Below are 10,503 nucleotides of genomic sequence, written 5' to 3' on the forward strand. Positions count from 1 at the left end.
CGATGCTGTCTGGCAAACGGGTTCTTCTTATCGTCTCGGGCGGGATCGCCGCCTACAAGGTTCTGGACCTGGTGCGCCGCTTGCGCGAGCGTGGCGTGGCGGTCAGCCCGGTGATGACGCGGGCGGCTGCCGAGTTCGTTACCCCTCTGTCGCTGTCGGCACTGGCGGGCGAACAGGTCTACCGCGAGCTGTTCGACCTGACCGACGAGGCCGAGATGGGGCATATCCGGTTGTCGCGCTCGGCCGATCTGGTGGTGGTGGCGCCTGCCACGGCGGATCTGATGGCCAGAATGGCGGGGGGGCATGCCGACGATCTTGCCTCGACGCTCTTGTTGGCCACCGATACGCCGGTGCTGGTTGCGCCCGCGATGAATGTGCGGATGTGGCAGCACCCGGCGACCCGGCGCAATGTCGAGACGCTGCGCGCGGACGGGGTGCGGTTCGTCGGGCCGAACGAGGGCGACATGGCCTGCGGCGAATACGGGCCGGGGCGCATGGCCGAGGTGCCCGAGATCATGGCCGCCATCGAGACCGCGCTGGCGGACGGGCCGCTCAGGGGGCGGCGCATCGTCGTGACCTCGGGGCCGACGCATGAGCCGATCGACCCGGTGCGCTACATCGCCAACCGGTCCTCGGGCGCGCAGGGCACGGCGCTGGCGCGCGCGCTGGCGGGGCTGGGGGCCGAGGTGGTGTTCGTCACCGGCCCCGCAACCGTGCCGCCCCCCGCGGGGGTCGAGGTGATCCGCGTCGAGACCGCGCAACAGATGCTGGCCGCCGTGCAGGCCGCGCTGCCCGCGGATGCGGCGGTCTTTGCGGCTGCCGTGGCGGACTGGCGCGTGGCGAACGCCGCTGACCGGAAGGTGAAGAAGGACGGATCGGGGCGCGCGCCCGCGCTCGATCTGGCCGAAAACCCCGACATCCTGGCCAATGTCGCGGGGATGGGGCAGGGCCGGCCGCGGCTTGTCGTGGGCTTTGCCGCCGAAACCCATGATGTCGAGGCCCATGCACGGGCCAAGCGCGCGCGCAAGGGCTGCGACTGGATCGTGGCCAATGATGTCTCGCCCGGCACGGGCATCATGGGCGGGACCGAGAACGAGGTGACGCTGATCACCGAAGACGGCGCCGAGACCTGGCCGCGGCTGACCAAGGACGAGGTTGCCCAGCGCCTCGCGCAGCGGATCGCCGAGGCGCTGGCATGATCCCCACCCTGCGCATCCTGTGGGAGGACTGGGCCGACCGCGACCTGCCCTTGCCCTCCTACGAAACCGCGGGCGCGGCGGGGGCGGATATCCGCGCCAACCTGCCGCCCGACATCCGGGCCGAGGGGTTCACCCTTCAGCCGATGGAGCGGCGCATCGCGCCCACCGGCTTTCGCATGGCCTTTCCGCCGGGGTTCGAGGTGCAGATCCGCCCGCGCTCCGGCCTTGCGCTGAAGCACGGGATCACGCTGCCGAACACGCCCGGCACCATCGACAGCGACTATCGCGGGCCGCTGGGCGTGCTGCTGGTGAACCTGGGGGATGCGCCCTACACGATCCATCATGGCGACCGGATCGCGCAGATGATCGTGGCGCCGGTGGTGCAGGCCGCGTTCTCGGTCGTCGCGGATCTGGACGAAACCGCGCGGGGCGAGGGCGGCTTCGGCTCGACGGGGCGGGGCTGATGGGGCTGGTCCTGGGGCTGGCGCTGGCGCTCTGGGGGCTTGGTGCGCTGATGAAGGTCTCGGCCTGGGTGCGCTGGGGCATGATTGGCGCGCTTTATGCGGGTGTGCTGGCGGTGCAACTGACGTTGCCCGCAGCGCATCCGTTGCGCACGGCGCTGGGCGGCACGCCCGAGGGCTGGGCCGCGCTGGGCGTGGCGGCGGGGCTGGCGCTGGCCTATCGCATGGGGCTTGGCGCGCTGCGCCGCCGGGCGCGGCAGCCCGCGCCCGAGCCGACCCAACCGGGTCCGTTCCGCCCCGCCGAACTGGACCGCTATGCCCGCCATATCGTATTGCGCGAGATCGGCGGGCCGGGGCAGCGGCGGCTGAAACAGGCGCGCGTTCTGGTGATCGGGGCAGGGGGGCTTGGCTCGCCCGCGCTTCTGTATCTGGGGGCGGCGGGGGTGGGCAATCTGGGGGTGATCGACGACGACATCGTGTCGAACTCGAACCTTCAGCGGCAGGTGATCCATACCGATGCCCGGATCGGGATGCCCAAGGTATTCTCGGCCGCCGAGGCGATCGCTGCGCAGAACCCCTTTGTCACGGTACGGCCCTATAACCGGCGGCTGGACGAGGCCGTGGCGCGGGTACTGTTTGCCGAACATGACCTGATCCTGGACGGGTCGGACAATTTCACGACGCGCTATCTGGTGAACCGTGTCGCGGCGGAACTGGGCAAGCCGCTGATCGCTGCGGCGATGAGCCAGTGGGAAGGGCAGATCAGCCTCTATGATCCCGCCCGGGGCACGCCCTGCTATGCCTGTGTCTTTCCGCAGGCGCCTGCGCCGGGGCTTGCGCCCTCTTGCGCCGAGGCGGGGGTTCTGGGGCCCTTGCCGGGCGTGATGGGGGCGATGATGGCGCTGGAGGCGGTCAAGGCGCTGACCGGGGCGGGCGAGGGGCTGCGCGGGCGGATGCTGATCTATGACGCGCTTCAGGGCGAGACGCGGGTGATCGGGTTGAAGCGGCGGCCGGGTTGCGCGGTTTGCGGTGCCGGGTCCGCCTGACGGCGGATGCCTCCGGCGGGGATATTTCCGGCCAGAAGAAGGCTCAGGGCGCGGTTTTGCGGGCCGGGTCGAAATGGATGATGACGTCGGCGCCGGGAAACTCGGCAAGGATGGCGTGTTTCAGCGCCGCACCGATGGCATGGGCAGCGTTCAGGCTCTGGTCGCCGTCGAGTTCGACATGGAGGTTGACAAAAAGCCGTGAGCCCGAGCGCCGCGTCTTGAGGTCGTGAAAGCCGTGGACGCCGGGCTGCGTGCGGGCCAGTTCCGCGATGCGGGCGATGATCACCGGATCGGCGGCGCGGTCCATCAGCGCGTCCCACGCCCCCTTGCCGATGCCCATGGCGCCGACGGTCAGCATGGCGGCGGCGGCCAGCGCGATGGCTGAATCCAGGCGCACCAGTCCGAACTGCGCCGAGGCCCAGAGCGCGAGAATGGCACCGAAATTGGGCAGCAGATCGCCCAGATAATGCAGGGAGTCGGCCTTGACCACGCGGTTGCCGGTCCGCGCCGCAACGCGCCGCTGCCAGAGCACCAGCGCCAGCGTCAGCACGATCGAGACGACCATCGCCACGATGCCGCGGGTTTCCGAGGTCAGCGCCACCGGCTCGGGCGCGAGCAGCCGGCCGATTGCGGCAAAGGCGATCACCCCGGCCGAGGCAAGGATGAAGGCCGCCTGGCCGAGGGCGGCAAGATCCTCGGCGGCGGAATGGCCGAAGGCGTGGTCCTCGTCGGGCGGGCGGGCGGCATAGACGATGGCGGCGAGCGCGCCGAGCGACATCATCAGGTCAAGCGCGCTGTCCGCGAGCGAGGCCGCCACCGACAGCGACTGCGTCTCGCCCAGCGCCCAGAGCTTGATCGCGACAAGCGTGATTGCGGTCGCGACCGAGGCGATCCCGGCAGAGAGATTCAGGCGGGCTGGGCTGGACATGGGCGGGGTCCGTCGCGCGGTTCGGCCCCGCATAGCGCGCCCGGGCGGGGGGGCGCAAGCCTAGTCGCGGATCTCCTCGGGATCGACGCCCCAGAGCGCGCCCTTGGGCGCCCAGCCCGAGCGGCCCTCGGCCGAGATCCGGCACCAGCCCGGCTGGCAGGCACCGAGTCTTGCGATCACGCCGCGTTCGGCCTGGGCCACGATCGGGGCATCCTCGCGCGGTGTCCGGCGCATCGGGACCATGTCCTCCTCGACCAGGACGGTGCGCACGCCCGACAACAGCGAGTAGTGCATCCAGCCGCCCGCCCCGTCGCGATCCTGTACCCGGCGCCAATGGCCGTATTCGGCGGTGATCTGCAACGGCATGCCGCGCTGGGTATAGACCCAGTCGACCCGGTGGCTGAGGCTGGGGCCGCGCCGGACATTGCTTTCCCCCGCCTTGAGCGAGACATAGCGGGGCAGCGGCAGGTTCGTGACCGGCCCGCGTTCGGTGGCCTGAACAGGCACCGCGAGAGCCATCATGCAAAGAAATAGACCAAGGGCCGATCCCGCGATCCGCCCGGTTGCGCGCTGCGCCATGTCTGTCCTGTCCGTTCCTGCCCCGGGGTCTTGTGCCCTGCCCCGAACTTCGACAGTTTGCCACTGACGCCGCGGATTGGAAAGCAGGAGGAGACACGAGGATGCCCGCTCAACGTCTGAGTGTTGTCGTGACGCGACGCCTGCCCGAGCCGGTCGAGACCCGGATGACGGAGCTGTTCGAGGTCGAGCTGAACGAGACCGACACCAGGATGGACCGCGAGGCGCTGATCGAGGCGATGCGGCGAGCCGATGTGCTGGTGCCCTGCGTGACCGACCGGATCGACCAGTCGATGCTGGCTGCGGCGGGCGACCGGCTGAAGCTGATCGCGAATTACGGTGCGGGGATCGACCATCTGGATATCCAGACCGCGCGGCAGCGGGGGATCCTCGTCTCGAACACGCCCGATGTCGTGACCGAGGACACGGCCGACATGACCATCGCGTTGATGCTGGCGGTCACAAGGCGCATCCCCGAGGGGCTGGCGGTGATGCAGGCGGGCGCGTGGCGCGGCTGGGCGCCCACCGCCTTCATGGGCGGGCGGATCGGCGGGCGGCGGCTGGGCATCCTCGGGATGGGCCGGATCGGGCAGGCGGTGGCGCGGCGGGCCCGCGCCTTCGGGATGCAGATCCATTACCACAACCGCAAGCGCCTGCGCCCCGAGATCGAGGACGAGCTTGAGGCGACTTACTGGGACAGCCTCGATCAGATGGTCAGCCGCGTCGACGTGCTGTCGATCAACTGCCCGCACACGCCCTCGACCTTCCATCTGCTGAACGCGCGGCGGCTGAAGCTGATGAAGAATGATGCGGTGATCGTGAACACCTCGCGCGGCGAGGTGATCGACGAGAACGCGCTGACGCGGATGCTGCGCACGGGCGAACTGGGCGGTGCCGGGCTGGATGTGTTCGAACATGGCCATGAGATCAACCCGCGCCTGCGCGAACTGCCGAATGTCGTGCTGCTGCCGCATATGGGATCCGCGACCATCGAGGGGCGGATCGAGATGGGCGAGAAGGTCATCATCAACATCAAGACCTTCGCCGACGGCCACCGCCCGCCCGATCTGGTCCTGCCCTCGATGTTCTGACAGGCGGATCGCCGGGCGCCCCGGCCAGCCCCTGACCTTGCGATTCCCGGCAGGCGCAGCCCATGCCCGCCGCTTCCTCCTTCTTCTGGCCGCAAATATCCCGGGGGGAGTCCGAAGGACGGGGGGCAGGGCCCCCCTTTTTCTGCTGTCCTGCGCCGGGGTACTAGTCCGTCGCCGCGGCGCGCGCCTGCCCGGGCCGCTCAAGGTCGTTTTCGCGCGACGCGAAGTCGGATGGACATCGCGGCCGCCCGGTGAATTCCTCTAACTGTCCGCTAGCGGGACCAGATTCAGTGAGGCGAGCCCATGAAGACCCATGTCAAAGCCCTTGTCGTCGGTGGCGGTGCCGTCGGTGCATCGATCGCCTATCATCTGGCCCGGGCGGGCTGGGACACGATTCTGCTGGAACGCGACGAGCTGACCTCGGGCAGCACCTGGCATGCGGCGGGGCTCTTGCCCTATTTCAACATGTCCTTCGCGACGACCCATATCCACGACTACTCGATCCGGTTCTACAAGGGGCTCGAGGCCGAGACGGGCCTGAACCCCGGTTTCTTCGTGGTGGGCAACCTGCGGATGGCGCAAAGCCGGGCACGCATGGACGAGTACATGCTTTACGCCACCACCGCCGAAACCTGCGGCGTGCCCTATGAATGGCTGACACCCGAAGAGATCAAGGCGCGCTGGCCGCTGGTGCGCACCGACGATCTGGTGGGCGCGCTGTTCCATCCCACGGATGGCTACATCAACCCCGCCGATGTCACGCAGGCCATGGCCAAGGGCGCGCGCCAGTTCGGCGCCGTGATCGAGCGCAAGTGGCAGGTGGACGGCTATGAATGGACCGGCTCGGAATGGCGGGTTACGGTCACGCGGATGGCCGAGAAGGGCGGCAACCTTGTCGCGACCGAAGAACGCGCCGTCATCACCGCCGAGCATGTCGTCACCGCCACCGGCAACCACGCCCAGCGCACCGCCCGGCTTCTGGGGATCAGGACGCCCGCGATCCCGGTCGAGCATCAGTTCATCGTGACCGAGCCCGATCCCGCGCTGGTCGCCTGGCGCGAGGCGGGCAATCCCCAGCACCCGGTCCTGCGCGATGCCGATGCGAAATGGTATGTGCGCGAGGAACGCGGCGGCTGGATTCTCGGCCCCTATGAACGCGGCGCGCCTGCGCGGTTCGAATATGGCTGCCCCGACAGCTTCCGCGCCGACCTGTTCCCGCTGGATCTGGAACGGATCGAGGCGGAATACATGTCGATGATCCACCGCATCCCGTCCTCCGAGCATGTCGGGCTCAAGGACGATTTCAACGGCCCGATCTGCTACACGCCCGATGGCAACCCGCTGCTCGGCCCCGCGCCGGGCCTGCGCAACATGTGGCTGGCCGAAGGCTTCAGCTTCGGCATCACCGCGGCCGGGGGGGCGGGGCATTACCTTGCGCAACTGATGGTCGAGGGCGAGGCAGAGATCGACATGGGTGCGCTCGACCCCCGCCGCTTCGGTGGCTGGATGACGACCGAATACGCCGCCCGCAAGAACGAGGAGGCGTATGAGCACGTCTTCATCCTGCACCATCCCGACGAGGAACGGCCCGCCTGCCGTCCGCTGCGCACCTCGCCCGTCTATGACCGGCAGAAACGCCTTGGCGCGCAGTTCGGGCAGGTCAACGGCTGGGAGCGGCCCAATTATTACGGCCCCGAGGATGCGTCCGAGACATTCGACCATGATGCCCGCAGCTTCCGCCGGGGCGGCTGGTGGACCCATGCCGCCTATGAGGCCAAGGCGATCCGCGAACGCGCCGGGCTGATCGACGCCACCGCCTTTACCAAACATCTGGTGCGCGGACCCGGCGCGACCGCGTTTCTGGACTGGTTCACCTGCAACGCCCTGCCCAGGATCGGCCGCGTGAACCTGACCTATGCGTTGTCGGTGGCCGGGACGGTGCGGACCGAATACACCATCGTCCGGCTGTCCGAGCACGAATACTACCTCGTCTCCGCAGGGGCCTGGCAGGCTTATGACCACGATTTCCTGGTCAAGGCCGCCGAGGACAAGCGCGCCGAATTCGGTTGGATCGACATTCACGACGTCTCGACCCAATGGGGCGTCTTCGCGCTGGCCGGGCCGAATGCGCGGGCGATCCTGAACGATGTCGTGCGTGATGCCGACCCCGCCACCGTGCTTTCCAACAAGCGGTTTCCGTGGCTGTCGGCGCGCGATATCGAACTGGGCATGTGCCCCGTCCGCGCGCTGCGGGTGGCCTATACGGGCGAACTGGGCTGGGAGTTGCATCACCCCATCGAGATGCAGAATTACCTGTGGGATCTGCTGATGGCGGCAGGCGAGAAGCACGGCATGGCGCTGGTCGGCGCGCGGGCGCAGAACTGGCTCAGGCAGGAAAAATCCTACCGCGCCTTCGGCGCCGAGCTTGGCCGCGACGCAACCCCGCTGGAAGCCGGCCTCGATCGTTTCGTGGATCTCTCCAAGGATTTTCACGGCAAGGCGGCGATGGCCGCCACGGGCCTCCGGTCGAAATGCGTGACGCTCCTGGTCGACGGGCCCGAGGATGCCGACCCCTGGGGCCGCGAGGCGCTTTACGATGGCGCAACGCGGGTCGGGCGGCTGACCTCGGGCGGCTGGTCGGTCGTCTTCGGCCGCTCGATCGCGATGGGCTATGTGCGGTCCGATCTGGCCGTGCCCGGCACCCGGTTGCAGGTCCGCATGTTCGACCGGCTCTGGCCCGCCGAGATCGTCGAGGACAGCCCGCACGACCCCGCCAACGCCCGCATCCGGGCGGATGGCTAGTGTCGGGACCGACCGTGACAATCCCCGACATGACCGCCCTCCCGAAGGGATCGTCGCAGACCCGCCATGGCACATCGATGCCACCGGAGGGCGGTCACATCATCAAGGCCCGTATGACCCCCCGGAACAAGGCCGCACCCGGCCACTGGTCCGGCCCCCGGGAAGTCAACGGGCCGACGCGGCGCCTATCCCGCACTTCCGTCACGCGGTCATAACGGGCCTTCCTTCCCTGTCCAACCCGACCGCCAGACGCGCCGGATCGGCGATTTGTGGACGCGTTGGCATAACGGCCTTGTTCTTGCCAATCCAGCCCGCTACAAGCGTCGCCGGAGACGTGGCCGAGTGGTCGAAGGCGCTCCCCTGCTAAGGGAGTAGACGGGAAACCGTCTCGTGGGTTCGAATCCCATCGTCTCCGCCACTTGCCCTCGCGAAAGCTTTCTCCCGATCCGGCTGCGGCCGGATTTTTCCGTTGTTTTCGAGGGTTATGTGGGTTGGGCTGCGCACTGGCCCCGGCGCCAGGCTACCCGAAAGCGGTCTATCCGGGCCGATATTCTCCGGAGCTCTCGACTGCCCGATTTTGGTGTAGAGCCTGTAAGCCTCAGAAAATAAGAGAACAAATCGAAGGCTGACCTGAACACTTCGATGCCAGTGGCGCTATCGAGATGGAACCGGGATCGAACAACTCTGTCGCGCTTTGGCCTGAGCGCCAGACCTATTCTGCCGGCTCGGCGACGGCCCCGTGCTTTGTAACGATGTCCTGCACCTCGCCCGGCTTGAACGCGACATCCCAAGCCCAGCGTCCGAAACCGCCTGCTGCGTTGATCGCCTTCACCCATTCGTTCAGCGCGTCCCGCTTGGCCTTGTTCTGAGGACTGTCGGTGCCCTTGATCTCGAGTGCGAGGATCGTGCCGCCAGCGAGACGGACCAGGAAATCCGGGACGTATCGCCGCCGGGAGCCCGCCCACATGTAGTAGATCTGGAAACCGAGGTGATCGTTCTTGGCGTAGGAGAGAACGTCCTCGCGCTTCTCGAAAACGTTGGTCGCGTGGCCCTCCCAGGCAGAATCTCCAACCAGATGGCTGATGTGCGATTTGGTCGTCGGAAAGCACGGCTTGGTCGTGTACCAGGTGCGCATCAACCCGGTTGCACCGATCGGGTTTTCCTCGTCGAACACTGGCGTCAGGCGTTCCGTGTTCTGCTCGGTCACGTTGCTCAGCACATGCTGCACCACGAGATCGATGTTGAGCGCGATCAGTATCCTCCGCCGAAGCCGATCGGAGTGAAAGAGCGACGGGATGTCGAGTCGGTCGGAGTTGAGGAACGCCTCGACGATCCTGACCAGCTGCGCCGCCAGATACTCGTGCGTGCCGGAGAACCCATGGCTCAGCTCGGCAAACGCCTTCCGCGCAGCCTGGAATACGAGGCGCTGCAGACGGAAGCCATCAGGTAACTTCTCGAGGTCGATCGCGGTGACCTTGCCCATGTCCGTCGCGCCGCCGAGAGCCGGGGCAAGTTCGGCGCTGATCGGTGTGCTGGCGGGATCGAGCACGAGCGGCTGCACCTTGCTCCAGTCAATGGTGAGCTCCGGTTTAACGACCGTTTCCACGCGCAGGACGTTCGGCCAGCGAAGTTCCAGATGGGCCCGGTCGGGCACCACTTCGATCTGCGTCGTGGGCTTCGGCGGGGGCGGCGCCTCACCGCCTTCACCGGTTTCCGAGATGGAGAGCGGCACGCCGAAGACGTTGACGTATTCCGGCAGGAACAGGCCGTTCTCGTCGGTGTCGTAGGATACTCGCCGCAACCCGCGCCCGACGACCTGCTCACAGAGCAGCTGCGACGTGAAGGCCCGGAGCCCCATGATGTGGGTGACGTTCTTGGCGTCCCACCCCTCAGACAGCATCGCAACCGATATGACGTTCTGAAGGTCCTGACCGGCGGCGCCCCTCTTCCCAACGTTGTCCACGATCTCGCGCAGCAGTTCCTCCTTCTTCAGAGCGAGGAACTGCTGGCGGCGGGTTTCGGGCAGGTCTGCCGCGTCGATGATCTCCTTCAGGCGCGCCTCGTAGTCCTTGTCGGATGAGGCGGTTTCGCCGATCTCGGCTTTCTCGAGCACCTTCGAGTCGACGCGAAGCGTGCGGTCTGGCGCGTGCAGCTCCGGCCAGTGCGCATCGCCCTTGTTGAAATAATTCTCGATTCGGGCCGCGGTCTCGGTGCGGTTGCAGACCGTGAGCATGACAGGCGGCGAATGGTGCCCGGCCTCCAGCCAACGCGCCCGGGTTTCTCGCCAGTCGGCGCCGAGCAGCGTGTAGGCATCCTGGACCAGGGTCGTGTCGCGAATGCTGTGGAAATTCTCTGGCGGCATGCTCCGGGCATGTGAAGGTTCGTGTTCTCAGGCGGCGA

At 67.5% G+C, this 10,503-nt stretch carries 7 protein-coding genes, 1 tRNA gene and 1 pseudogene; 6 read left to right on the forward strand and 3 right to left on the reverse strand.

The genetic code is table 11. The features are described from left to right. Positions 1-2 precede the first annotated feature (2 nt). From coaBC to GH815_RS08120, 3 genes are read left to right on the forward strand one after another with little or no spacing between them, the layout of a single operon-like run. Positions 3-1,199, forward strand: coding sequence for a bifunctional phosphopantothenoylcysteine decarboxylase/phosphopantothenate--cysteine ligase CoaBC (gene coaBC / locus GH815_RS08110; RefSeq protein WP_153748261.1), 1,197 nt, complete (start codon positions 3-5; stop codon positions 1,197-1,199). Continuing rightward, positions 1,196-1,663, forward strand: a complete 468-nt coding sequence (dut, locus tag GH815_RS08115; protein WP_153748262.1) for a dUTP diphosphatase — start codon at positions 1,196-1,198, stop codon at positions 1,661-1,663. Before coaBC ends, dut begins: the two co-directional genes overlap by 4 nt. Next, positions 1,663-2,706 (forward strand): HesA/MoeB/ThiF family protein, encoded by a 1,044-nt coding sequence (locus GH815_RS08120; protein WP_153748263.1) that lies wholly within the window; start codon positions 1,663-1,665, stop codon positions 2,704-2,706. Before dut ends, GH815_RS08120 begins: the two co-directional genes overlap by 1 nt. Before the next feature lie 43 nt (positions 2,707-2,749). Here GH815_RS08120 and GH815_RS08125 read toward each other — a convergent pair whose 3' ends face one another. Both GH815_RS08125 and GH815_RS08130 read right to left on the reverse strand, forming a co-directional pair. Further along, complete coding sequence (locus GH815_RS08125; RefSeq protein WP_153748264.1) at positions 2,750-3,634, reverse strand: cation diffusion facilitator family transporter; 885 nt, start codon at positions 3,632-3,634, stop codon at positions 2,750-2,752. Positions 3,635-3,694: 60 nt separating this feature from the next. Beyond that, complete coding sequence (locus GH815_RS08130; protein ID WP_246176357.1) at positions 3,695-4,156, reverse strand: SH3 domain-containing protein; 462 nt, start codon at positions 4,154-4,156, stop codon at positions 3,695-3,697. A 158-nt stretch (positions 4,157-4,314) separates the two neighbouring features. Between GH815_RS08130 and GH815_RS08135 the strand changes: the two genes are divergently transcribed. The 3 genes from GH815_RS08135 (at position 4,315) to GH815_RS08145 (ending at position 8,521) form a co-directional block, all read left to right on the forward strand. Next, positions 4,315-5,301, forward strand: coding sequence for a 2-hydroxyacid dehydrogenase (locus GH815_RS08135; protein ID WP_153748266.1), 987 nt, complete (start codon positions 4,315-4,317; stop codon positions 5,299-5,301). Positions 5,302-5,604: 303 nt separating this feature from the next. Next, positions 5,605-8,103: a GcvT family protein gene (locus GH815_RS08140; RefSeq protein WP_153748267.1), complete on the forward strand. Its 2,499-nt coding sequence runs from the start codon at positions 5,605-5,607 to the stop codon at positions 8,101-8,103. A gap of 328 nt (positions 8,104-8,431) precedes the next feature. Next, positions 8,432-8,521 (forward strand) — tRNA-Ser (locus tag GH815_RS08145). A 294-nt stretch (positions 8,522-8,815) separates the two neighbouring features. Here the strand turns inward: GH815_RS08145 and GH815_RS08150 are convergent. Further along, positions 8,816-10,426 (reverse strand): annotated as a pseudogene (locus tag GH815_RS08150) (restriction endonuclease); the annotation flags it as partial. Between the last annotated feature and the right edge of the window lie 77 nt (positions 10,427-10,503).

Origin of the sequence: Rhodovulum strictum, from assembly GCF_009649175.1 — a bacterium.
In the GTDB taxonomy this organism is placed as follows: domain Bacteria; phylum Pseudomonadota; class Alphaproteobacteria; order Rhodobacterales; family Rhodobacteraceae; genus Rhodovulum; species Rhodovulum strictum.

Coding starts and splice junctions, on each gene's coding strand:
- coaBC (WP_153748261.1), top strand. CDS start 3: ATGCTGTCTGGCAAACGGGTTCTTCTTATCGTCTCGGGCGGGATCGCC.
- dut (WP_153748262.1), top strand. CDS start 1,196: ATGATCCCCACCCTGCGCATCCTGTGGGAGGACTGGGCCGACCGCGAC.
- GH815_RS08120 (WP_153748263.1), top strand. CDS start 1,663: ATGGGGCTGGTCCTGGGGCTGGCGCTGGCGCTCTGGGGGCTTGGTGCG.
- GH815_RS08125 (WP_153748264.1), bottom strand. CDS start 3,634: ATGTCCAGCCCAGCCCGCCTGAATCTCTCTGCCGGGATCGCCTCGGTC.
- GH815_RS08130 (WP_246176357.1), bottom strand. CDS start 4,156: ATGATGGCTCTCGCGGTGCCTGTTCAGGCCACCGAACGCGGGCCGGTC.
- GH815_RS08135 (WP_153748266.1), top strand. CDS start 4,315: ATGCCCGCTCAACGTCTGAGTGTTGTCGTGACGCGACGCCTGCCCGAG.
- GH815_RS08140 (WP_153748267.1), top strand. CDS start 5,605: ATGAAGACCCATGTCAAAGCCCTTGTCGTCGGTGGCGGTGCCGTCGGT.